The sequence below is a fragment of the Nocardioides sp. genome (genome assembly GCF_044226305.1).
Classification (GTDB): Bacteria; Actinomycetota; Actinomycetes; order Propionibacteriales; family Nocardioidaceae; genus Nocardioides.
Genome location: NZ_JBGAHF010000012.1, coordinates 1 through 22,317 on the forward strand (window position 1 = coordinate 1; position 22,317 = coordinate 22,317).

Genomic DNA, 22,317 nt, shown 5'->3' on the forward strand with positions numbered 1-22,317 from the left:
TGGCGGTGGTGGAGGTGGTGGTGGCGGGGGCAGAGGAGTCGTCCGTTGGCGAGGTCGGTGGGGCCGCCGTTGGACCATTCGAGGTCGTGGTGGGCGTGGCAGCGCCACGGTGGTGCGTCGCAGCCGGGGTGGGTGCAGCCGCGGTCGCGGAGGGCGAGGGCGAGGTGCTGGGCGGCGGTGAAGAGGCGGGTCTGGTGGCCGAGGTCGAGGACCTCGGAGCGGGTGCCGAGGACGGCGGGGATGATCGCGGCCTGACAGGCGAGCCGGCGGGCTTCGCCGGGTGAGATCCGGTGGCCGGTGTCGAGGATGACCCCGGCGGTCTCGAGCTGCCCGACCAGGGTCTCGTAGGAGAGGGTGACCACGACGGTGGCGTTGGCGCCGCCCGTCTTCGGCAGGCTCGTGGCGGGGAGGCGTTCGAGGAGCTCGCAGAACGCCCGGCCGAGCCGCTCCGGCGTCGGCCGTTGAGGTGGTCCCGCGCCTTCGGTGGCGGCGCGGTGGTTCGGGGCGGCGAAGGCCGTGACGGCCTTGAGGAACATCGCGCCGTGCAGGTGCGGGAGGACGAAGGACCCGACCAGGCGGCCGTGGTCGTCGAACCGGGCCTTGAGCCGGCACGCCGCCAACGCGTCGGCCTCCTCGCGTTCGAGCAGGGCGGCTTCGTGGGCGTCGACCAGGTCGGGGGCGATCACCTCGAGGAGTCGGCGGCCCAGGATCCGCAGCGCGCCGGCGTGGTGGTCGCGGGCGAGCCCCACCAGGTGGTCCTCGGCCTGTGCGGTGAGCTCGGGTCCGACAGTGTCGGGGAGCTCGTCGACGGCGTGCACGACCACCCGCGCCTGGTCGAGGCTGAGCCGTCCGGTGGCGAGGGCATCGGCGGTGTGGGGGTGCGCCTCCAGCGCCTGGGCCAGCTTCACCTGGCTCTTGGCGGCCCGAGGGGTCTGCCGGGTGGTGTGGGCCCAGGCGGCGGTGGCGTCCCGGGTGTCGACCGACTCGGCATGCGCGGCGACGCGGAGCTTGAGTGCGGCGACCTGGGCTTCGAGGCGGGTCAGCTCGACGAGTGTCGTGTGCGCCTGGTCGGCGTCGAGGGACCACACCGAGGCGTCGGCCACCGAGTCCGCCACCGACCGCATCTGGACGGTCGCGGCGGTGACCCGGTGCCGGGGTGTGGCCATCGCTGTCATAGATCAATGACAGCACTGACCACCGACAGTCAGGGCCGAGAATCCCCTGTGTGCACAGGGGATCCGGTCACGATCGGGTCACGATCCACGAGGCTTCTCCACCGCCCGGACCGGTCCTGTGGACGGTGTCTCGGATCGCTGCCCGCACCCGGGAGACAGCCCCGACCCGAAGTCCGCCGTACCCGCTTTGCTGCCTGTCGGTCGCAACCCGAGACGACCGGCAACCCGCGGCGAACACCCCGACCATCGCCGGGATCAGCGGACAACGGCCGCAGCGTGACCGCCGGACGTGCCGTCGTCGTCCTGGCCGCCGGCGGCGTCGGCGAGGGACACCAGCAGCCCGCCGAGCAGGAACCCGACGAGGACGGCGACCAGGACCCCGGTCGGGAAGGACGGGATGAACCGCCGCGCGCCCGTGACCGACGAGGCACCGTGGTGGTACTCGTGGGTGAGCGCGTGCCCCTTGCCGCGGCGCAGGAGGTGCAGGTTGACGGGGTAGGCCGCGACGAACGCGGCGGCCAGCGAGATCGCCATGCCGATCCAGAAGACGGCGTTGACCAGGCCGGCGTCCATGGCGCCCGGCACCAGGGCCATCACCAGGTTGTCGACGACCTCCATGGTCGCGATGGACAGCGTGTCGGCGGCGACGACGACGCCCAGCGCCGCGCCGACGGAGAGGCCGGCCCGGAGCAGTGGCAGCGAGGACAGGGTGAAGCCGAAGACGAAGGCCAAGGCGATCGAGAGCGCGATCGTCGAGCCGGTGGCGAGCCCGGCAGCGGTCCCGATCACCAGGCCGGAGATCTCACCGATCGCGCAGCCGGTCAGGCAGTGCAGGGTCGCGGACGCGGCCATCGCGCGGATCCCGCCGGGCGCGTGACCGTCCTGGTGGTCCTGGTGGGAGTGGTGCGTGGTCTCGGACATGGCGTACCTCGATGGTGCGGGGGCTGGTGCTCGACCCAACATATACCCCCCGGGGGTATATTTCGCAACGAGAACCTCGTTCCGCCGCCCCCGGACTCCCGGTGCGGCACCCTGGGGTGGTGCCCACTCCTCGTGCTTTCGCCACCGCCGCGTACGGCGCCCTCGTCCTGGCCGACACCGCGCTCGCCGGTCGTGCCGGGGAGCGGCCGGCCCGGCGGGTCACGAAGCCGCTGCTGATGCCGACCCTGGCGGCCGGGCTGCTCGCGGCGCGACCGCAGGGACCCGGCGTCAGGCGGACGCTGGCCGCCGAGGCGTTCTCCTGGGGCGGCGACGTCGCCCTCCTCGGCGAGGGCCGCGGCTCGTTCCTTGCCGGCCTGGGCTCCTTCTTCGGCGCGCACGTCGCCTATGTCTCCGCCTTCCGCGCCCGGTCCGGCTCACCGCTGGCCGGCACCCGCGGTCGGCGCCGGTGGCTCGCTGCGGGTGGTGCTGCCGCCGCCGGCATGGGGCTGGCCGCCGCCCGCGAGGACCGGGCGCTCGCGGCCCCGGTGACGGCCTACGCGCTCGCCCTCACGCTCATGGCGACCGCCGCCGCGGCGGTCGACGACGACCGCGGCCGCGACCTCACGCTCGCCGGCGCCGCGCTCTTCCTGCTCTCCGACACCCTGCTCGGGGCGCGGAAGTTCCTGCTCCACGACGGCGCACCCGCCCTCGAGGCGGCGGTGATGGCGACCTACACCGCGGGCCAGTGGTGCATCGCCGCCGGCGTGGCGTCGGGGCCTCAGCCCTCCTGAGTCGGCCAGCCGGTGTACTGCTCGGCGAGGTAGGTGCGGCCGGCGCGGGTGCCGACGACGTTGTCGAGCTCGCCGAGCTGGCGCCGCAGGTCGAACGGCCCCGCGCCCGGCGCGGTGTGCAGCAGCTGGGTCATCCACCACGAGAAGTTCTGGGCCCGCCACACCCGCCGCAGCGCGCGCGGCTGGTAGTCGTCGAGCGCCGCTGAGCCTGCCGGTCCGAGGGCCTGCTCGAGGACGTCGGCCAGCACGGTCACGTCGTGCAGGGCGAGGTTGAGGCCGCGCGCGCCCGTGGGCGGGACGGTGTGCGCGGCGTCCCCGGCCAGCAGCATCGATCCCCACCGCATCGGCTCCTGGACGAAAGAGCGGAAGCGGAGCACGGTCCGCTCCAGGACCGGCCCCTCCTGCAGGCGGTACCCGTCGGCACCGGCCACCCGGGCCTGCAGGGTGGCCCAGATCCGGTCGTCGGACCAGGCGTCGGGGTCGGTGTCGGGATCGCACTGGAAGTACATCCGCTGCACGGTCTCGGTGCGCTGGCTGATCAGCGCGAACCCCTGCTCGGAGTGGGCGTAGACCAGCTCGGGGGCGCTCTTGGGCGCCTCGGCCATGATGCCGAACCAGACGAACGGGTACTCCTTCGCGTGCTGGACGCGGCGGTCCGCCGGCACCAGCTCGCGGCACCGGCTCCGGGAGCCGTCGGCACCGACGACGTACCGGGCGCGGACCTCGTGCCGGGTGCCGTCGGGCGCGGTCCACCGCATCCGCGGTGCGTCGGTCTCGATGTCGAGCACCTCGGTGTCGGCGACCCCGAAGTGGACGGTGCCCCCGTCGCGGGCCCGGGCGTCGGCGAGGTCCCGGAACACGGCGGTCTGCGGGTAGAGCCAGACGGACGCACCGACGAGCTCCCGGAAGTCGATGCGGTGACCACGGCCCCCGAAGCGGAGCTCGACCCCCGCGTGCTCGTCGCCCTCGCGCAGGATGCGGTCGGACACACCGGACTCGACCAGGGTCCGCGCGGCGCCCGCCTCGAGGATCCCGGCGCGATGGGTCGTCTCGATCTCGTGCCGCGTGCGGGTGTCGACGGCCACGGTGTCGATCCCGGCGCGCCCGAGGAGGTGCGCCAGCAGCAGTCCGGCCGGGCCGGCCCCGACGACGGCGACCGACACCTCGTGGACGGTGTCGACGGGGGTGGCGGGCGCGCGGTCGCGGTCGGGATCCCCGGGCGCGGCGGCTGTCGGGTCGACGCTCATCGGTGGACCTCCTGGGTGGGGTCCCCCATGACACCACCGGGACCGGGCCGAGGGCCGGCAGTCCTTCCGCCAGGCGGAAGCCGCCCCGGCGGCCGATTCGTGAGAAGACCCGCGCGGTCCGCGATCTGCTGACAGCGTTTCCTCGGGCCGGCGCACCGCCGGCCACCGAGGAGGGACCCGGTGACCGCACTGCTCACGATCGGCGTCGCGCTCGCGGCGTACAGCGTGCTCTCCGGCCTGCTGGACCACCGAGGCGTCACCTCGGCCATGGCCTTCGTCCTGATCGGCCTGGCGGTGGGCTCGGCCGGGACCGGCTGGCTCGACGTCCCGCTCGAGAGCGCGGCGGCCGAGCACGCGGCCGAGCTGGCCCTGGCCTTCCTGCTGTTCACCGACTCGGCGCGGATCGACCTGCTGTCGCTGCGCCGCAGCCTGGCCTGGCCCTCCCGCCTCCTGCTCGTCGGGCTGCCGCTGACCATGGTGCTCGGCCTGGCGGCCGGCTGGCTGCTGTTCCCCGGGATCCCGCTCGCCAGCGCCTTCGTGCTCGCCACGATGCTCTGCTCGACCGACGCCGCCCTGGGCCAGCGGGTGGTCGAGGACCCCGCGGTCCCGGCCCGGGTGCGCCAGGCGCTGGACGTCGAGAGCGGGCTGAACGACGGGCTCGCGGTCCCGTTCTTCCTGGTCGCGGTGGACCTCGCCATGGCCACGCTGCACGGCGGCATCGGCAGCGCGGTCCTGAGCAACATCGCCTCGCAGATCGGCTGGGGGCTCGTGGCCGGCGTCGGCGTCGGCGCGGCGGGCGGGCTGCTGCTGCGCGTCGCCGACCAGCGCGGCTGGATCCAGTCGCAGTGGCGGCAGCTGTGCGTGCTCGCGGTCGCCACCGCGGCGTTCGCTGCGGCCGACACCCTCGGCGGCAGCGGCTTCATCGCGGCCTTCGTCGGCGGCATCGCCTACGGGGTGGCGTCGCGGCAGAGCGGCCTGCGCGCGACGTACCTCGCCGAGGAGGTCGGCAGCATCCTGGCGGCCGTCACCTGGATGGGGTTCGGCGCGCTCGCGGTCAGCGAGGTCTGGTCCGACATCACCTGGCAGGTGGTGGTCTACGCGGTGCTGAGCCTGACCGTCGTCCGGATGGTCCCGGTCGCGCTCGCCCTCGCCGGCTCCGGTGCCCGCTGGCCGACGGTCGTCTTCATGGGCTGGTTCGGCCCCCGCGGGCTCGCCTCGGTGGTGTTCGGGCTGCTCGCCCTGGAGGCCGGGGTGCCGGACCTCGACCCGCTGCTCACCACGGTCGTCGTCACCGTCGGCCTCAGCGTGTTCCTGCACGGATTGAGCGCGACGCCGCTCGTCGGCGCCTACCAGCGGTGGTACGCCGGCCACCCCGCTCCGACGCCGGGCGGGCCCGGTGCCCCGGCGACCGCCGAGGGTCGACCCACCGCCGTGACCCGGCCCCGCCGGAGACCGGGCCCGGGCGAGGGCCTCCCGGGCAGCGCGGACTGACGATCGCCGGGACGTCGGCCCGGACTCAGGCGCCGAGCCGCCAGGGGAGCCGGCGGCCCAGCACCTCCTCGAGGCGCTCGACCTCGGGACGGTAGTCGGCGCCGAGCGCGCGGCGGTCGGCCTCCGGCACGGTGATCGCCCACCGTGGCGACCGCCGTTCGCTCTCGGGCAGCCGCTCCATCTCGCGCCGCTGCTCCGGGCTCGCGTGGCGCAGCCGCATCTCGAAGTCGCTGAGCCGGACGTTGCGCTGCACCGAGGTGTCGCGCGGCTCGAACGCGGGGTCGACCCCGACGTGCTCGAAGGTGCGCCGCAGCGCCTGCGGCTTCGCCTCGTCGAGGGCGATGTCCTCCTCGTAGACGAGGACCAGGAACCGCTCCAGCGGGTAGTGGACCAGCCAGGCGTCGAGCTGGGTGGCGTAGCGCCCGAAGTCGCGCAGTCCCGGCCGCTCCCGCAGCGCGTCCGCGAAGGACACGTCCGGCGACAGCCGCCCGGCCTTGATGTTGTGGAAGTAGGCGCTGACCGCCCGGTCCACGGGGTCGCGCAGGCAGAGGACGAGCGCCAGGTCGGGGTACGCCGCCGCGACCCGCTCGGCCGAGCCCAGGAAGGCGGTCCCGGTGTCGGTGCCGACGGTGCGCCAGTAGTTCGGCGTGAACTCGCCGACCGCCCGGGTCTCGGGGCCGACCACGAACTGCGCCTCGTACCAGGCCAGTCCGCGCTCGTAGGCGGCCCGCTGGTCGAAGAAGTGCAGCTCCTTCTTGCGGCCGGTGCCGACCTGCGGGTGCTGGGAGACGGCACTCGCGAGCCAGGTGGTGCCGCACTTCTGGGCGCCGATGCACAGGAACGTCGGTGCCGGCATGCGAGGAACCCTAGCGAGCACTCAGGCCGGTCGGTCCCGCGCCTCGAGCACGGCGAGGTCGCGCTCGGCGTACTCGCGGTGCAGCCACTCCTCGTTGAGGATCGCGCCGAGGGCGCGCCGCACGAGGTAGCTCTCGGGGGCGGGGTAGCCGGGCTCGGTGACCGGCTCGGTCATCTCGTCGAGCCGCTCGTCCGTGAGGTCGGCCAGCACCTCGCGGACGACCGCGAACCGGGACTCGCGGACGGCGAGGATCTCGTCGAGCGAGGGTCGCGCGTCCGGGTCGCGGGGCACGCCGGGCACGTCGTCCTCCATCTCCGTGTGCGACAGCCCGAGCGGGTGGTACGGCGCGGGGTCGCCGAGCAGCACCCGGAGCACCCACGCGTCCGTGGCCATCACGAGGTGACGCAGCGTCTCGATGAACGACCACTCGTCGCGCACCCGCTCGTGGAGCAGCGCCTCGGGGAGCGTCCGGGCGTGGGCGATGGTCGCGTCCCAGCGGCGCTGGACCGTCGCCCACCCGGTGCGGAACTCGTCGGCGGTCCGCGCCCGGACCAGGATCCGGTCGGGGTCGCGCCGGTCGAGCTCGGCCTCCACCAGGGGGCCGATGTCCACACCGTTCACGGTGACACCCTCGACGGCCCCGTCGATGTCGACGTTCTCGAGCCACGCGCCGCGCACGACGACGTCCTTGAAGTAGACGTTGCGGAACCACGCGCCCGAGAGGTCGACCTCCTCGAACCGCGACCCGCTCAGGTCCTTGCGGTAGAAGTCCTCAGCCATGCCGGCAGCCTGCCACGGGCCGCCGACCTCCCTCAGGGCCGCCACTCGGCGTCGTCGTGGGCGAACACCACCCGGCGCGGGTCGAAGGCCAGCAGCCGGGCCATCCAGGCCGGGGCGGCGGCGTCCCGGTCGGCGGCCAGGTCGGCGGCCCAGTCCGCGGCGTGCTCGTGGGACTGCCCGGCCAGCACCACCGACCCGTCCGCGCACTCGACGACGAGCGACTGGTGGCCGTCGACGTGGCCGGGGGTCGGGACGACGTGCAGGCCGGGCAGCGGCTCGGCCTCGCCGTCGAGCAGCTCGTAGGCGCGGCCCTCCACGAGGTGGTCGAAGGTGTACCCGCCGCCGCGGGCGGTGGCGAGCTCGGTGCGCTGGCACAGGACCGGGGTGCTGCCCAGCAGGGGGTTGCCGCCGCAGTGGTCGAAGTGCAGGTGGCAGTTGGCGACCAGCACCAGGTCGTCGAGGCGGACGCCGAGGCGCCCGAGCGCGTCGCGGAGGTCGGTGCGCCGCGGGCGGTACCACGCCTCGGTCTCCTCGTCCCCGCGGCCCATCCCGGTGTCGAGGAGCACGAGCCCGGCGTCGTGGCGCACCAGGTAGCCGTTGACCACCTCGCCGCGCGGCGCCCCGCCGGTCTCCTCGGTCGGCCGGGTGAAGGTGCCGAGCGGCACCCGCACGACGTCACCGACGCGCACGCCACTCCTCGGCGAGCAGGGCGTAGCCGTAGCCGTCGAGCCACCGCCCGGAGCGGTGCAGCGACTCGCGCACGTTGTGCTCCTCGCGGCGCATCCCGAGCCGCTCCATCAGCCGCCAGGACGGGACGTTGTCGGCGAAGCACAACGCGATCACCCGGCGCAGGCCGAGGTCCTCGAAGCAGAGCCGGACCACCTCGCCCACGGCCTCGGTCGCGAAGCCCTGCCCGGCGTGGTCGGGCGCGATCACCCAGCCCAGCTCGGCCTGGGTGCCCTTCGCCTGCTCGGCGACCTCGGCCTGTGCCCACGGGTCGCTGATGCGCAGCATCAGGTCGCCGACCACGGCACCGCCCTGCTCCACCACGAGGGTGCTGGCCAGCCGGTCGGGGTCGACGAACATCGCGGCGTACGCGTCGCGGTCGTCGTAGCGGTGGGTGAGCCACTCGGTGACCTCGGGCAGCCGGCGGAAGGCCCACGTCGCGTCGGCGTCGGCCGGCTCGGCCGGCCGGATCGTGAGGCGCGCGGTGCGCAGCGGCCAGGGGAGGGCGGTCAGGTCCTGGGGCATCGGCCCATCCTGCCGCTCACGCGGAGGCCGGCCGTGGCACCGCCCCGAAGACCATCTGCCCGAACCAGGCGGGCACCTGCCGGCGTACGGCGGACGGGCCGTCGACGGTGACCGCGCCGGCGCGGAGCGCGTCGGACCAGCTGCGGTCGGCGCGCCAGATGGCGGTCATCGTCGGCAGCGTGGTCACGACCGTGGCCGCCACGTCGAAGCCGGGGTCGTAGTCGCAGATGTCGACGTCGGCCCCGGCCACGCAGATCCACCAGCGCGCGGTGGACGACGGCTGGTCGGTGAAGCGGAACGCGACCACGGTGCGCTCGGCGTCGGGCCACCGGTCGACCGGCACGGTGCGGCGGATGTCCCACAGCAGCAGGTGCGGGTCGAGGTCGTCCTCGCCGAGGTCGCCGATCCACCGGATGCCCCAGGCGCCGAGGCCCTCCACCACCGGCCGGAGCTCCTCGCCGCACGCCGTCAGGTGGTAGCTGGTCCGGCCGTCCGCGACCTCGCGCCGGACCACGCCGGCGCGCTCGAGCGTGCGCAGCCGCTTGGAGAGCAGCGCCGGCGACATCTTCGGGTTGCCGCGCCGCAGCTCGTTGAAGTGGGTGCTGCCCGCGAGCAGCTCCCGCACGACGAGCAGCGTCCAGCGCTCGTCGAGCACCTCCATCGCCTTCGCGACCGGGCAGAACTGGCCGTAGGTGGACATGGACCCAGTAGACGCCCGAGCCCCGGCGGATACCAGTACAGATCGTGAACTGGAGCGGCCGTCGCTCCCGCCGGACCCTGGGACGCATGACCACCACCCAGACACCCCAGGACACCCCGACCACTCCGCCGACGCCCCTGTGGGCGCTCGGCGACTACCACGCCGTCGCCACCGACCTGATCGGCCCGCTCGGGCACCGCCTGGTCGAGGCCACCGGCATCGACGGCGGACAGCGGGTCCTCGACGTCGCGGCCGGGACCGGCAACGCGTCCGTCCCCGCCGCACGCGCCGGCGCCGACGTCGTCGCCTCCGACGTGACCGCCGAGCTGCTCGAGGTCGGCCGCCGGAGCGCACCGGACCTCGACATCGACTGGCGCCAGGACGACGCGCAGGCGCTGCCGTACGACGACGGCTCCTTCGACGCGGTGATCTCCTGCGTCGGCGCGATGTTCGCCCCGCGGCACCAGGACGCGGCCGACGAGCTGGTGCGCGTCCTGCGCCCCGGCGGCCGGGTCGGCCTCATCAGCTGGACCCCGCAGGGCTTCATCGGGCAGATGTTCGCGACCATGAAGCCGTACGCGCCCGCTCCGCCTCCCGGTGCCCAGCCGCCGCCGCTGTGGGGGGACGAGGGGCACGTGCTGTCGCTGCTCGGCGACCGGGTCACCGACGTCGAGGCGTCCCGCGAGCACCTGCCGGTGGAGCTGTTCCGGAGCGGTGCGGAGTTCCGGGACTTCTTCAAGACCGTCTACGGGCCGACGATCGCGGTCTACCGCTCGATCGCCGACGACCCCGCGCGGGTGGCCGAGCTGGACGCGGCGCTCGCCGAGCTCGGGGACGGCCCCGACGCGCGGGAGTGGGAGTACCTGCTCCTGACCGCCACCCGGGCCTGATCTGCCGTCGATCGACGTCGGACGGCTCCTCGCGCGGCCCGGTGAGGGTGTTCTCGTGACGCTCGACGGGCGTCAGCGCGCGACGTACACCTTGCGCAGCGCCTCGGTGACGGTCCAGGTCGTGCGCTCGCCGGCCCGGAGGCGTACGGCGACGCCCGGTGCGAGCGCGACGGCCTCGCCGTCGGCGAAGGTGACGGTCCCGCGGCCGGCGAGGACGACGAAGACCTCGTCGACCTCGGTGTCCTGCTCGGTCCCCGGCGCCATCTCCCACACACCGACCTCGACGTCGGCGAGCCCGGCGAGCGGCAGCGTCCGGTCCGGGCCGAGCTCCGCGGCGAGGACGTCGGTGGCGAGCACCCGCCCGCTCACGAGTCGAACCCCAGGCCGGCCGCGTCGAGCGTCCGGAGGAAGGCGTTGCGCCGGCCCTGCCGGTGGTCGGCGCGGTCCAGCGACCGGCGGGTCAGCTCGATGCCCACGTCGGCCACCGGTGAGGGCGGGAACGGCAGCGGCATCCGCCGGACCATGTCCAGGCGGGTGCGCTCGGTGTCGAGCCCGGAGAGCCGGTCGAGCATCACCTCGGCCGCGAACCGGGTCGCGCCGACCCCGAGCCCGGTGAAGCCCGCGGCGTAGGCGATCCGCCCCCGGCCCGTGAGGCCGTGGAAGGCGGCGAACCGCGTCGAGGTGTCGATGGCGCCGGCCCAGCGGTGGCTGAACCGCACGTCCTCCAGCTGCGGGAACACCGTGAGGAAGTGTGCCGCGAGCCGGCGGAAGGACGCCGGCCGCTCCTCGTGCGCGCCGCGGACGGTGCGCTTCGGGATCGCGTCGTACCCACCCCAGAGGATCCGGTCGTCGGCCGTGAGCCGCGAGTAGTGGAACTGGTTGGCGAGGTCGCCGAGCCCCTGCCGGTGGCGCCAGCCGATCGAGGCCAGCTGGTCGCGGGTGAGGGGCTCGGTCATCAGCACGTAGTCGTAGACCGGCACGGTCATCGGCCGGGCCCGTCGCACCAGGGCCGGGAAGACGTTGGTCCCGAGCGCCACCCGGTCGCTGGTCACGGCGCCGCCGTCGGTGCGCACCACGACCGGGCCGCGCGTGGGGAGGTCGAGGTCGGTCACCCGCGTGTGCTCGTGGATCTCGACCCCGAGCGACGCCGCCGCCGTGGCGAGCCCGCGCGCCAGCCGGCCGGGGTGCACCAGGGCGCAGTCCTCGCGGTCCCAGTCGCCGGCGAGGAACACCGGGCTGGCGATCTCCCGCTGCACCGCGTCCCGGTCGAGGAAGCCCGGGGAGTCCCGCAGCCACGCGACCTGGTGCTCCTCCACGGCGACCGAGAGCATGCCGGTGCGTTCCAGCTGCGCGTCGATGCCGAGGTCGCGGACGTCGGCCTCGAGGGCGTCGAGGTTCGCGCGGCCGAGCCGCTCCAGGTCGTCGTACTCGTCGGGCCAGCGGCGCCGTCCGTTCTCCTCGCCGTGGGTCAGGCTGGCCTCGCAGAAGCCGCCGTTGCGCCCGGAGGCCGCCCAGCCGACGGTGTTCGCCTCGAGGAGGACGACGCGGGCGCCGGGGTTGCGCCGCTTCGCGAGCACCGCGGTCCACAGTCCGCAGTAGCCACCGCCGACCACGGTGAGGTCGGCCGTGGTGTCCGCGGTCAGGTGCGGGTACGACGCCCCGGGGGCGTCCTCGAGCCAGTGGATCGCGTGCCGGCTCGGCGCCAGGGCCGCGTCGACCAGGTCGGCCGGCGGGGCGAGGCGCTCGTAGACGGTGCTGTGGCTAGGCGGAGGCATGCTGGTCGCCGGCCTTGAGCGCGTCGTCGAGGATCGCGAGTCCCTCGCGGGCCTCCTCGTCGCTCATCGTGCACGGCGGCACCAGGTGGATCCGGTTGGTGTTGGCGAACGGCAGCACGCCGGCCGCCTTGCACGCCGCGACGACCTCGGCCAGCCCGGCCGGGGGCAGCATCGCCCGGGAGTCCTGGTCGGTGACCAGGTCGAGCGCCCAGAACGCCCCGACGCCGCGGACCTCGCCGACGCACGCGTGCCGGGCCGCGATCTCCGCCAGGCCGGGCCCGAGCACCTCACGGCCGAGCCGGTCGGCGTTCTCGACGATCCCCTCGTCGCGCATCGTGTTGATCGTCGCCACGGCGGCCGCGGTCGCCAGCGGGTGCCCGGAGTAGGTGAGGCCGCCGGGGTAGGGCCGGTGCGCGAACGACTCGGCGATCGGGTCGCTGATGACGACGCCGCCCAGCGGGACGTAGCCCGAGTTCACGCCCTTCGCGAACGTGATCAGGTCGGGCACGACGTCGTAGCGGTCGAGCGCCAGCCAGGAGCCGGCGCGGCCGAAGCCGGCCATCACCTCGTCGAGCACCAGCACGATGCCGTACCGGTCGCAGAGCTCGCGGACGCCGGGCAGGTAGCCCGGCGGCGGGGCGAAGATGCCGGCGGTGCCGGGGATGGTCTCGAGCAGGATCGCCGCGATGGTCTCGGGACCCTCGGCCTCGATCGTCCGGGCGAGGTGGGCGAGCGCGCGCTCGCACTCCTCCTCCTCGGTCGTCGCGTGGAACTCCGAGCGGTAGAGGAACGGGCCGAAGAAGTGCACGGTGCCGGTGGTCGCGGTGTCGTTGGCCCAGCGCCGCGGGTCACCGGTCATGTTGATCGCGGTCTGGGTGCCACCGTGGTACGAGCGGTAGGTCGTCATCACCTTGAAGCGGCCGGTGTGGAGCCGGGCCATCCGGACCGCGTGCTCGTTGGCGTCGGCGCCGCCGTTGGTGAAGAAGACCTTCTCGAACCCGTCCGGCGCTAGCTCGCTGATCAGCCGCGCGGCCTCGGCGCGCTGGTCGTTGGCGAACTGCGGCGCGACGGTGCACAGCCGGTCGGCCTGCTCCTTGATCGCGGCGACCACGCGCGGGTGCTGGTGGCCGATGTTGGTGAAGACCAGCTGGCTGGAGAAGTCCAGGTAGCGGCGGTCCTCGTCGTCCCACACGTAGGAGCCGCGGGCCGCGGTGATCACCATCGGGCTGATCTCGGCCTGGGCGGACCAGGAGTGGAAGACGTGCTTGCGGTCCAGCTCGTAGGTGGTGGTCATCGGGGGTCCTCTCGGGTGGAGCGGGGGAGTTTCATCGGCCGGCCGACAAATCTGGGGCCAGCGGGTGGTGACGACCTTGCCCCGGGTGAAGAAGTGCACGCCCTCGGTGCCGTGCGCGTGGGTGTCGCCGAAGAGCGAGGCCTTCCAGCCGCCGAAGGAGTAGTAGGCCATCGGCACGGGGATCGGGACGTTGACGCCGATCATCCCGACCTGCACGTCGGTCTCGAAGGCGCGGGCGGCGCCGCCGTTGCTGGTGAAGATCGCGGTGCCGTTGCCGTACCGGTTGGCGTTCACCAGGTCGAGCGCCTCCTGGTAGGTGCCGGCGCGGACCACGTTGAGCACCGGCCCGAAGATCTCGTCGGTGTAGACGCTCATGTCCGGCGTGACGTGGTCGAAGAGCGTCGGGCCCAGCCAGAACCCGTCCGCCTCCCCGTCGGCGTCCACGGCGCGGCCGTCGACCACGAGGGTCGCGCCCTCGCGCTCGCCGGCGTCGACGTACGACGCCACCTTGTCGCGGTGCACCTTCGTGACCAGCGGGCCCATGTCGGTCCCGCGCGTGCCGTCGCCGATCCTCAGCGTCGAGGTGCGCTCGACGATCTTGCGCACCAGCTCGTCGCCGGTGTCGCCGACGGCGACGACGACGCTGATCGCCATGCAGCGCTCACCGGCCGAGCCGTAGCCGGCGCTGACCGCCGCGTCCGCCGCCAGGTCGAGGTCGGCGTCGGGGAGGACCACCATGTGGTTCTTGGCGCCGCCGAGGGCCTGGACCCGCTTGCCGGCGCGGCTGGCGCGCTCGTAGACGTACTCGGCGATCGGGGTGGAGCCGACGAAGCTGATCGAGGCGACGTCCGGGTGGTCGAGCAGCCCGTCGACGGCGACCTTGTCGCCCTGGAGCACGGTGAAGACGCCGTCGGGGAGCCCGGCCTCCTGCCACAGCTCCGCCATCCAGATCGACGCCGACGGGTCCTTCTCGCTGGGCTTGAGGACGACCGCGTTGCCGGCCGCGATCGCGATCGGGAAGAACCACATCGGGACCATCGCGGGGAAGTTGAACGGGCTGATGATGCCCACCACGCCGAGCGGCTGACGGATGCTCTTCACGTCGACGCCGGTGGAGACCTGCGGGGAGTTGCCGCCCTTGAGCAGGTGCGGGATGCCGCACGCGAACTCGACGACCTCCTGGCCCCGCGCCACCTCGCCGAGCGCGTCGGAGTGCACCTTGCCGTGCTCGGCGGTGATGATCGCGGCCAGCTCCTCCTTGCGCTCGTTGAGCAGCTCGCGGAAGCGGAAGACCACCTGGGCGCGCGCGCTGACCGACGTGGCCGCCCAGCCGTCCGCGGCCTTGCGGGCCGACGCGACCGCCGCCTCGATCTCCTCGGGGCCGGCGAAGGCGACCTGGCCGGTCACCCGGCCCGTCGCCGGGTTGGTCACGTCGCCCACCCGGTCGCTCGACCCGGGGTGGACCCGGCCGTCGATCCAGTGGCCGATGGTCTGCACGCTCGTCTCCATGCTCGCCATCCTGGTGGCGCGAGGACCGGGAGCCGAGGGACGTGCTGTCGCCGGATAGCCCTGCTGTGGGACAGTACGTCGCATGCCGGTCACCGTGCGCGAGGCGCTCGCCCTCCCGGTGCTGGCCGCGGGCGACCCGGTCGTGCTCAGCGGCGAGACCGGCCTGGACACGGTCCTGCGCTGGGTGCACGTCTCCGAGGTCCGCGACATCGGGTCCGTGCTCTCCGGTGACGAGCTGGTGCTCACGACCGGGCTCGGGATGGCCGCCTCGCCGGCGGCCGCCGAGGACTTCGTGCGCCAGCTCGTCGCGGTGGGGGCCGCCGGGCTGGTGATCGAGCTCGGGGCGGCGTACCCCTCGGTCCCCGAGCCCGCCCTGCGCCGGGCCCGGGCGGCGGGCTTCCCGCTCGTGGTGCTCAACCGCAAGGTCCGGTTCGTCGACGTCACCGAGAACGTGCACCGGGCGATCGTGGCGGAGCAGTTCGAGGAGGTGCGGTTCGCCGGCGACGTGCACCAGACCTTCACCGAGCTCGGCCTGGCCCGGGCGCCGATGTCCCGGCTGGTCGAGGCGGCGGCCGACCTCGCCGGCTGCTCGGTCGTGCTCGAGGACCTGGCCCGGCGGGTGCTGGTCCCCGCGGCCCGGGGGGAGTCGGTCGACCGCCTGCTCACCGACTGGGAGCGCCGCTCGCGGCTGACGCCGTACCTGCGGACGACGGGAGTGGGCGGCCCGGAGGGCTGGCTGACCACGCCGGTCGGCATCCAGGGCGGCGCGTGGGGGCGGCTGGTCGTCACTGGCGGGCGCGACGAGGCCCGGGCCCGGCTGGTCGCCGAGCGCGCGGCGCAGGCGCTCGAGCTCGGCCGGATGATGGAGCGCGACGACACCGCCCTCCAGCTGCGGGTGCACGGCGGCTTCCTCCTCGACCTGCTCGACGGCCGGGTCGGCAGCGAGGCCGTCGCCGCGGCCCGGCTGCGTGCGCTCGGCGTCCCGGCCTCGGCGTCGTACGTCGGTGCGGTGGCCCGGCTGCGGGCCGAGGCGCCGGTCGACCGCCTGGTGCCGGCGCTCGGCGAGGTGCCCGGGCTGGTGGGCGTGCTGGACGCCGTCCACGTCGGGCTGCTCGTGCCGGCGGCGACCGACCTGGACGCCGCCGCCCGCGCCCTTGCCGCGGTCGAGCCCGACGCGGTGCTCGCGGCGGGCCACCCGGTCACCGGGGTGCTCCCGACCGCCGCGTCGCTGCGCTCGGCGCGCGCCGTCGCGGACGTCGCGGTGACCCTGCCGGCCGTCGACGGGTGCGTGCGGCAGTCCGACATCCGGCTCCCCGGGCTGCTGATGTCGCTGCGCGAGGACGCCCGGCTCCAGGAGTTCGCCGAGGCCGAGCTCGGGGCGCTCCTCGAGCACGAGGCGCGGCACGGCAGCGGCCTGGTCGACCTGCTGCGCCAGTTCCTCGCGGTCGGCGGCAACAAGACCGAGCTGGCCCGGGTCGCGCACCGCAACCGCACCTCGCTCTACCCGGCCCTGCGCCGGCTCGAGGAGCTGGTCGGCCACCCCCTCGACGACGCGACCTCGCGGCTCTCGCTCGGGGTCGCGCTGCTGGCCTACGACCAGTCCCGCCGGCTCTGACCGGGTGTGTCCCTCGTGGCGACGCCAGTCACCGGATCTGCCGAGTTGCGGATGTCGCAACGCAGCGGTGGGTGAGCCACCTTTCAAGCGTTGGGTTTGGTGGAACACTCACCGCTGCCCCGTGTCGGCGCCGACCGCCGGTGAGCTGTCCACCGATCTACTCCGCGAGAAGGTGGAGTCGGACGCGACCAGCACCGTGCCGAGGCCGATCATCATCACGCCGCCGGCGACGCCGAGGTTGTCGAGGCGGTGCGGCCGGCGGGCGAACCAGTCGCGGGCCCGGCTGGCCGCGAGCGCCCAGACGGAGTCCGAGCAGGCGGCCATCACGCCGAAGACGACACCGAGCAGCGCCAGCTGGGCGCCGGCGTGGCCGGCCGGCTCGTTGACGAACTGCGGCAGGAACGCCACGAAGAACACGATCGTCTTCGGGTTCGTCAGCCCGACGGTGAACCCGATGCGCAGCGACCGCAGGGCCGGCGCTCGGGTCACGGTGAGGTGGTCGACGGCGGTGAGCGCGGCCCGGGCGTCGGCGCGGTGCCGGATCGCCTGCACGCCGAGCCAGACGACGTACGCCGCCCCGCAGACCTTCAGCGCGAGGTAGGCCTGGGTGCTCGCGGCGACCACGGCCCCCAGGCCGACGGCGACCAGCAGCACCTGGGCCGTGACGCCGAGGGCGTTGCCGACCACGGAGAGCAGGGCGTCACGGCGCCCGACCGTGAGCGCGCGGCCGATCGTGAACAGCAGGCTCGGCCCCGGCACCTGGATGAAGAGGGCGCTCGCGATCAGGAACGCGAGCCACTGGCTGGTCGTCGGCACGGAGTCATTGTGCGGGAAACGGCGTTGCCACGCGCGCGCATTGTCGGTTGGCTCACCTGGTGACCGACGACCTCCGCGAGCTCCGCGACCTCGCCCGGGCCTGCCTCGACGCCGACGGCGGGCTGCCGCTGCTCGTCGACGACGGCCTGCTCCGCGCCCGGCTGCTGTCCGGCGATACGCGCCAGGTGCGCGCCGAGGACGGCGCCCTGGTCGCCGCGGCGGCCGTGACCGTCCGCGCGGACGGCGCCGCCACCTCGGGCCTCGTGCACCCGGGCCACCGCGGCCGCGGCCACGGCCGGGAGCTGCTCGGCTGGGCGGTCGACCGCGCGGGCGCCGTCCCCCTCACCGTCACCTGCGAGGACGTCAACCCGGCCGCCGAGCGGCTCTACGCCCGCTTCGGCCTGACCCGGGTGTTCGCCGAGGCCGTGATGCGCCACCCGCTGGGGTCGGTGCCGGACGTGCCGCCCCCGGCCGGCGTCACCCTGGTGCCAGTCACCGACGCGCACCCGGCCGACCTGTTCGCGGCGTACGCCGCCTCCTTCCGCGACCGTCCCGGGTTCCCCGACCCGGCCGAGGCGGAGTGGCTCGAGGAGCTCGACGAGGACGACGAGTGGCGCCGCGACGTCTCGGCGGTCGCTCTCGACGAGCACGGCGAGCCGGTCGGCTTCGTCAACGTGCTCGGGAGCTGGATCGACCAGGTCGGCGTCGTCCCCACCTGGCGCGGCCGTGGCCTCGGTGCCCACCTCGTCGTGCGCGCGCTCGCGGCGCTCGAGGGCGAGGCCTGGCTGACGGTCAACGAGGACAACCCCGCCCAGGACCTCTACGCCGCCCTCGGCTTCGAGCGGTACGGCGGCCGCGGCCGCTGGCGCTGACCAGGCTCAGCGCAGCGCCCGCACGCGCACCACGACCAGGTCCTGCCGGGTCGCGTCCGCCACCGACCGCACGGCGACCGGGACCTGCGCCCGGCTCCCCGGCCGGGCCGACGCCCGCCGCGTGACCGTGACCGTGAAGTCCCACGACTGCCCGGGCTCGAGCACCGGCGTGCGCCGAGCCACCGGGAGCTGGATCGTCACCCCGAAGCCCGGCACGCTCCGCGGACGGGTCACCACGAACCGGTCGGCCTCGGCGCCCGCGTTGACGATCCGCACCCGCGCGCGGACCGACGACCCCGTGCGGGCCAGGTCAGCACGCACGTGCTGGCGCCCGTCGGTCGACCACCGGTCGACGCCGGCCCACCCCGACCGACCGACCCTGAGCTGCGCGTCCGGCTGGTGCAGCGGCTGCACGGTGTAGTGCCGGGTCACCGTCGTGGTGTTGCCGGTGCCGTCGGTCGCGGTGGCGGTCCACGTGTGCCGGCCGGGCGTGCCGTCCAGCTCGGGCGCCTCGCAGGTCTGGAGCGTCGAACCACCGCGGTCCGTGCACGCGACGTCCGGCGTCGGCAGCGCCCCCTCGACGTACGACGCCTGGTCGGTCGGCTCGGCGACGGTCACCTCGGGCGCCTGCGCGTCGGGCACGTCGGCCTTGACCGCGCGGTAGGTGAAGTACTTCGGGCCGTTCGCGACCTTCAGGTCCCACACCAGGTCGCCGTCCGCGTCGACCTCGCTGGCCACCGCCTGGGTCGCGGACGCCCACCCGACGACCGTGCTCCCGCTCGCGAGCCGCTGGGCGGACCCGGCGAAGATCGCGTACCGGGTCGGGTCCTGGTAGTGCCAGACCTGGTGGGCGGTCCCGGCGACCGGGTCGATCGCCCACTCGTCGATGCGGGTGGGGAGCCGTGCGACGGCGGGTCCTTCGGGGTCGGCGGGGTCGACGCAGAGCCGGCCCGGGTTCCAGGCGCTGTTGTCGAAGATCAGGATGTGCCCGTTCGCCAGCTGGTAGGCCGTGTGCTGGGCGCAGGGGCCGCTGTCCGGCTGACCCTCCGCGTCGGTGAAGGCGAAGTCGCTGTGCCGGCCGCCGAGGCGCCAGACGACGTCGCCCGCCGCGAAGCCGTCGTGGGCCGTCCGCGCCACCTCGTACACCGAGCTGAGGTGGCGGAACGAGAGGAGGAGGTCGCCGTCCGGCAGCACCTGCATCGAGTTGAGGTGGGCGTAGTCGGCGTCCTCCTTCGCGGGTGTCGCGGGATCGTCGACGAGCATCGTCTCGGCTGCCGGGTCGAGGTGGTCGCCGCTGTCCCACTCCCACGCGAGCGTCCCGTCGGCGCGGACCTGCTGCACGACCGCGTCGGTGTACCCGGTGGTCGGGTCACGCTCGTAGGCCGCCAGGTAGACGCTGCCGTCGGGCATCTCCACGGCGTCGTGCGCGTCGGTGTTCGTCAGGCCGACGGTGTGCCGGCGCGAGACCTCCTGGAACGCGCTGTCGAGCTCGACGAGGTCGAAGCCGGTCATCCCCTCCGCGGTCGTGGGTCGGAACACGGTGTAGTGGCCGTCCCCGATCGGCTTGAGGTCGAGCGCGGCGGCGCTCTGCTCGACCATCAGCGGGACGCCGTTGGCGTCGACTGCGGTCTCGAAGGCGGGCGAGGGCTGGGTCCACAGGGCCAGCGTGAGCAGGACCGCACCGGGCGAGGGGTCCTCGTCGGGGAGCGAGGTGTCCCGCTGGAGCTCCGGGAAACCGGCCGGCAGGTAGACCAGGGAGTACGCCGTCGTGCCGGCGGCGTCCGTGACGATGACCGACACCTCGTCGCCGCTCTCGAGGCCGCTGACGGTGCGGCTGCCGTCCGGGGCCGGCGCCCCGTCGACCAGCACGGTCCCGGCCGGGTCGGTGGTGCTTGCATCGACGGTGACGGTCCCGCCCGTGGCCTCGGTGGTCGTCAGCCCGTAGCGGGTGGTGCCCGGGTCGAAGGCCGGGTACATCGTGACCCCCTCGGCGGTGACGGTGATGTCGCGGACCGGTGCCTCGTCGCGGTGGTGCGCCCCGGCGGTCGCCAGGGCGGGTGCCGGTCCGGTCGCGAGACCGGCAGCGGTCACCAGGGCGACCGACACGACGAGGACGGTGAGGGGTCGGCGCATCCTCGGAGGCTACGTCCCACCCGTCGTCCGGACGGGAGTCAGTGCGATCGACTGTCACCTTTGTCGGAACAAAGGTGGTTTATGCTGACAAGCATGACCCTCACCGAGCGCGAGCGCGAGGTCGTCGCGCTGCTGCGACGGGACCCGCTCATCGGGTCGGCGGCGATCGCCGAGGCGCTGGGGACCACGCGGGCGGCGGTCAACGTGCACCTGTCGAACCTCGGCAAGAAGGGGGTCGTCCTCGGCCGCGGCTACGTGCTCGCCGAGGAGCCCTCGGTCGTGGTCGTCGGCGGCGCGAACATGGACGTCAAGGCCCGCAGCACCCGCGCGGCCGTGCCGGCGACCAGCAACCCCGGTGCCGCGACGATGGCCGCCGGCGGCGTCGGCCGCAACATCGCCGAGAACCTCGCCCGGCTCGGCACCCGGACCCACCTGGTGGCCGCGATCGGCAGCGACGCCCTCGGGGACCAGGTGCTCGCCGCGACCTCCGGTGCCGGGGTCCACGTCGAGCACGTACGCCGGAGCGCGCGCGCGACCGGCACCTACACCGCCGTCCTCGACGCCGACGGCGAGCTCGTCGTCGCGGTCGCCGACATGGCCGCCACCGACGAGCTCGCCCCGGAGCAGGTGGACGCGGCCCGCGACCTGCTCGGCGCGGCCGAGCTCGTCGTCCTCGACGGCAACCTGGCGACCGCCACCCTCGGCCTCGCCCTGGACCTCGCCACCGCGGCGGGCACCCGGGTCGTCCTCGAGCCGGTCAGCGTGCCGAAGGCCGCGGCGCTCGCCCCGCTCGTGACCGCCGAGCGACCGCTGTTCGCGATCACCCCCAACCGGGACGAGCTGGCCGCGCTCACCGACCTGCCCACGCGCACGGAACGCCAGGTCCGGCGGGCGGTCGCCGCCCTCCACGACCGGGGCGTCGCGCTGGTCTGGGTGCGGCTGGGCGCCTCCGGCTCGCTGCTCAGCACGCCGCACGGGACGACCGACCTCGCCGCCGTGCCCGCGGAGGTCACCGACGTGACCGGTGCCGGCGACGCCATGCTCGCCGCCTTCTGCCACGCACTGCTCGCCGGTGCCGACCCGACCGACGCGGCGGCGTACGGCCACGCCGCCGCCGCGCTGACCGTGGCCAGCCCGCACACCGTCCGGCCCGACCTCACCGACCGACTCGTCAGGAGCCTGCTGTGAACCACCCGATGCTCACGCTCACCGACGAGGTCGCCGCCGCCCTGCGCGACGGCCGGCCGGTCGTCGCGCTGGAGAGCACGATCATCAGCCACGGGATGCCCTACCCGCAGAACGTCGAGATGGCCACCGAGGTCGAGGGCATCATCCGCGAGCACGGCGCGGTGCCGGCGACGATCGCGGTCCTCGACGGCCGGCCGCGGATCGGTCTGGACGCCCCCGACCTCGAGCTGCTCGCCAGCCACGAGGACGTCACCAAGGTCAGCGTCCGCGACCTGCCCGTCGTGGTGGCCCGCGGCTCCCACGGCGCCACGACGGTCGCCGCGACGATGCGGCTCGCCGCACTGGCCGGCATCCGGGTCTTCGTGACGGGCGGGCTCGGCGGCGTCCACCGCGGCGCCCAGCAGACCTTCGACGTCTCCGCCGACCTCACCGAGCTCGGGCAGACGTCGGTGGCCGTGGTGTCCGCCGGGGTGAAGTCGATCCTCGACATCGGCCTGACCCTCGAGACCCTCGAGACGCTCGGCGTCCCCGTGGTCGCCGTCGGCAGCGACGAGTTCCCGTCGTTCTACTCGCGCAGCAGCGGGTACGCCGCCCCGAACCGGGTCGACAGCGCCGCCGAGGTCGCAGCCCTGATGCGGGCGAAGTGGGACCTCGGGCTGGCCGGCGGCGTCGTCGTCGCCAACCCGATCCCCGCCGCGGACGAGATCCCCGCGGACGAGATCGGCGTGATCATCGACCAGGCGCTCGCCGACATGGAGCGGCTCGGCATCCACGGCAAGGACGCGACGCCCTACCTGCTCGGCCGGATCGTCGAGATCACCGGTGGCGCGTCGCTGACCGCCAACATCGCGCTCGTGCGCCACAACGCCCGGCTCGGTGCCGCGATCGCACGGGAGTACGCGGCGCCGGCCTGACGTCCCGCGGGAGGTCAGGCGACCCGGTCGCCCGGGCAGCCAGCCCGTCTGACGTCCGAGGTATCTGACGGCGCTCCGGGCCCTCCTCGGCGATCGTGA

The 22,317-nt window shown here is 74.4% G+C and carries 20 protein-coding genes and 1 pseudogene; 7 read left to right on the forward strand and 14 right to left on the reverse strand.

Annotated elements, in window-relative coordinates; genetic code table 11:
- Together ACILQ5_RS13590 and ACILQ5_RS13595 are read right to left on the reverse strand one after the other, a co-directional pair.
- A partial coding sequence (locus ACILQ5_RS13590) for a DUF222 domain-containing protein (RefSeq protein WP_395658547.1) occupies window positions 1-1,166 on the reverse strand: 1,166 nt, incomplete at its 3' end.
- A 264-nt stretch (window positions 1,167-1,430) separates the two neighbouring features.
- Window positions 1,431-2,096 carry a DUF4396 domain-containing protein gene (locus tag ACILQ5_RS13595; protein ID WP_395658548.1) on the reverse strand — a complete coding sequence of 222 codons (666 nt, stop codon included), beginning with the start codon at window positions 2,094-2,096 and terminating at the stop codon, window positions 1,431-1,433.
- Window positions 2,097-2,215: 119 nt separating this feature from the next.
- Here ACILQ5_RS13595 and ACILQ5_RS13600 point away from each other — a divergent pair, with 119 nt between their 5' ends.
- A complete protein-coding gene (locus ACILQ5_RS13600; RefSeq protein WP_395658549.1) occupies window positions 2,216-2,887 on the forward strand; it encodes a lysoplasmalogenase in 672 nt (223 codons plus the stop codon).
- Here the strand turns inward: ACILQ5_RS13600 and ACILQ5_RS13605 are convergent.
- Window positions 2,875-4,134: a 4-hydroxybenzoate 3-monooxygenase gene (locus ACILQ5_RS13605; protein ID WP_395658550.1), complete on the reverse strand. Its 1,260-nt coding sequence runs from the start codon at window positions 4,132-4,134 to the stop codon at window positions 2,875-2,877. The two genes, ACILQ5_RS13600 and ACILQ5_RS13605, sit on opposite strands and share 13 nt — an antisense overlap.
- 180 nt (window positions 4,135-4,314) lie before the next feature.
- On the opposite strand from ACILQ5_RS13605, the gene ACILQ5_RS13610 reads away from it, so the two are divergent.
- On the forward strand, window positions 4,315-5,625 hold the full coding sequence (locus tag ACILQ5_RS13610) for a cation:proton antiporter (protein ID WP_395658551.1): 1,311 nt from the start codon (window positions 4,315-4,317) through the stop codon (window positions 5,623-5,625).
- A gap of 25 nt (window positions 5,626-5,650) precedes the next feature.
- On the opposite strand, the gene ACILQ5_RS13615 is transcribed toward ACILQ5_RS13610, so the two are convergent.
- Genes ACILQ5_RS13615 through ACILQ5_RS13635 form a run of 5 tightly spaced genes read right to left on the reverse strand, consistent with a single transcriptional unit; the run spans window position 5,651 to window position 9,212 of the window.
- Entirely contained in the window at window positions 5,651-6,481 is an 831-nt protein-coding gene (locus ACILQ5_RS13615; protein WP_395658552.1) for a sulfotransferase domain-containing protein, read from the reverse strand.
- Between the two features lie 21 nt (window positions 6,482-6,502).
- Complete coding sequence (locus ACILQ5_RS13620) at window positions 6,503-7,261, reverse strand: DinB family protein (protein ID WP_395658553.1); 759 nt, start codon at window positions 7,259-7,261, stop codon at window positions 6,503-6,505.
- Between the two features lie 32 nt (window positions 7,262-7,293).
- Complete coding sequence (locus tag ACILQ5_RS13625; RefSeq protein ID WP_395658554.1) at window positions 7,294-7,950, reverse strand: MBL fold metallo-hydrolase; 657 nt, start codon at window positions 7,948-7,950, stop codon at window positions 7,294-7,296.
- Window positions 7,937-8,512, reverse strand: a complete 576-nt coding sequence (locus ACILQ5_RS13630; RefSeq protein WP_395658555.1) for a GNAT family N-acetyltransferase — start codon at window positions 8,510-8,512, stop codon at window positions 7,937-7,939. The genes ACILQ5_RS13625 and ACILQ5_RS13630 overlap by 14 nt, the downstream gene beginning before the upstream one ends.
- A gap of 16 nt (window positions 8,513-8,528) precedes the next feature.
- On the reverse strand, window positions 8,529-9,212 hold the full coding sequence (locus ACILQ5_RS13635; RefSeq protein WP_395658556.1) for a winged helix-turn-helix transcriptional regulator: 684 nt from the start codon (window positions 9,210-9,212) through the stop codon (window positions 8,529-8,531).
- 86 nt (window positions 9,213-9,298) lie between these two features.
- Here ACILQ5_RS13635 and ACILQ5_RS13640 point away from each other — a divergent pair, with 86 nt between their 5' ends.
- The gene (locus ACILQ5_RS13640) at window positions 9,299-10,102 is read left to right on the forward strand and encodes a class I SAM-dependent methyltransferase (protein ID WP_395658557.1); all 804 of its coding nucleotides are present in this window, start codon (window positions 9,299-9,301) and stop codon (window positions 10,100-10,102) included.
- Window positions 10,103-10,174: 72 nt separating this feature from the next.
- Here the strand turns inward: ACILQ5_RS13640 and ACILQ5_RS13645 are convergent, their stop codons facing one another.
- The 4 genes and pseudogenes from ACILQ5_RS13645 to ACILQ5_RS13660 all read right to left on the reverse strand — a co-directional run.
- Entirely contained in the window at window positions 10,175-10,471 is a 297-nt protein-coding gene (locus ACILQ5_RS13645) for a cupin domain-containing protein (RefSeq protein ID WP_395658558.1), read from the reverse strand.
- Window positions 10,468-11,877, reverse strand: a complete 1,410-nt coding sequence (locus ACILQ5_RS13650; RefSeq protein WP_395658559.1) for an NAD(P)/FAD-dependent oxidoreductase — start codon at window positions 11,875-11,877, stop codon at window positions 10,468-10,470. Before ACILQ5_RS13650 ends, ACILQ5_RS13645 begins: the two co-directional genes overlap by 4 nt.
- On the reverse strand, window positions 11,864-13,171 hold the full coding sequence (locus ACILQ5_RS13655; protein WP_395658664.1) for an aspartate aminotransferase family protein: 1,308 nt from the start codon (window positions 13,169-13,171) through the stop codon (window positions 11,864-11,866). The genes ACILQ5_RS13650 and ACILQ5_RS13655 overlap by 14 nt, the downstream gene beginning before the upstream one ends.
- Before the next feature lie 57 nt (window positions 13,172-13,228).
- Window positions 13,229-14,680, reverse strand: a pseudogene (locus tag ACILQ5_RS13660) (CoA-acylating methylmalonate-semialdehyde dehydrogenase); the annotation flags it as partial.
- Window positions 14,681-14,762: 82 nt separating this feature from the next.
- On the opposite strand from ACILQ5_RS13660, the gene ACILQ5_RS13665 reads away from it, so the two are divergent.
- The gene (locus tag ACILQ5_RS13665; RefSeq protein WP_395658560.1) at window positions 14,763-16,295 is read left to right on the forward strand and encodes a PucR family transcriptional regulator; all 1,533 of its coding nucleotides are present in this window, start codon (window positions 14,763-14,765) and stop codon (window positions 16,293-16,295) included.
- Window positions 16,296-16,403: 108 nt separating this feature from the next.
- On the opposite strand, the gene ACILQ5_RS13670 is transcribed toward ACILQ5_RS13665, so the two are convergent.
- Window positions 16,404-17,111, reverse strand: coding sequence for a LysE family translocator (locus tag ACILQ5_RS13670; RefSeq protein WP_395658561.1), 708 nt, complete (start codon window positions 17,109-17,111; stop codon window positions 16,404-16,406).
- 59 nt (window positions 17,112-17,170) lie between these two features.
- Between ACILQ5_RS13670 and ACILQ5_RS13675 the strand changes: the two genes are divergently transcribed.
- Window positions 17,171-17,983, forward strand: coding sequence for a GNAT family N-acetyltransferase (locus tag ACILQ5_RS13675; protein ID WP_395658562.1), 813 nt, complete (start codon window positions 17,171-17,173; stop codon window positions 17,981-17,983).
- Window positions 17,984-17,989: 6 nt separating this feature from the next.
- Here the strand turns inward: ACILQ5_RS13675 and ACILQ5_RS13680 are convergent, their stop codons facing one another.
- Window positions 17,990-20,116: an aryl-sulfate sulfotransferase gene (locus tag ACILQ5_RS13680; RefSeq protein ID WP_395658563.1), complete on the reverse strand. Its 2,127-nt coding sequence runs from the start codon at window positions 20,114-20,116 to the stop codon at window positions 17,990-17,992.
- 93 nt (window positions 20,117-20,209) lie between these two features.
- On the opposite strand from ACILQ5_RS13680, the gene ACILQ5_RS13685 reads away from it, so the two are divergent.
- Both ACILQ5_RS13685 and ACILQ5_RS13690 read left to right on the forward strand, forming a co-directional pair.
- The gene (locus ACILQ5_RS13685) at window positions 20,210-21,304 is read left to right on the forward strand and encodes a PfkB family carbohydrate kinase (RefSeq protein WP_395658564.1); all 1,095 of its coding nucleotides are present in this window, start codon (window positions 20,210-20,212) and stop codon (window positions 21,302-21,304) included.
- A gap of 8 nt (window positions 21,305-21,312) precedes the next feature.
- Complete coding sequence (locus ACILQ5_RS13690) at window positions 21,313-22,218, forward strand: pseudouridine-5'-phosphate glycosidase (protein WP_395658665.1); 906 nt, start codon at window positions 21,313-21,315, stop codon at window positions 22,216-22,218.
- The last annotated feature ends 99 nt before the right edge of the window (window positions 22,219-22,317 follow it).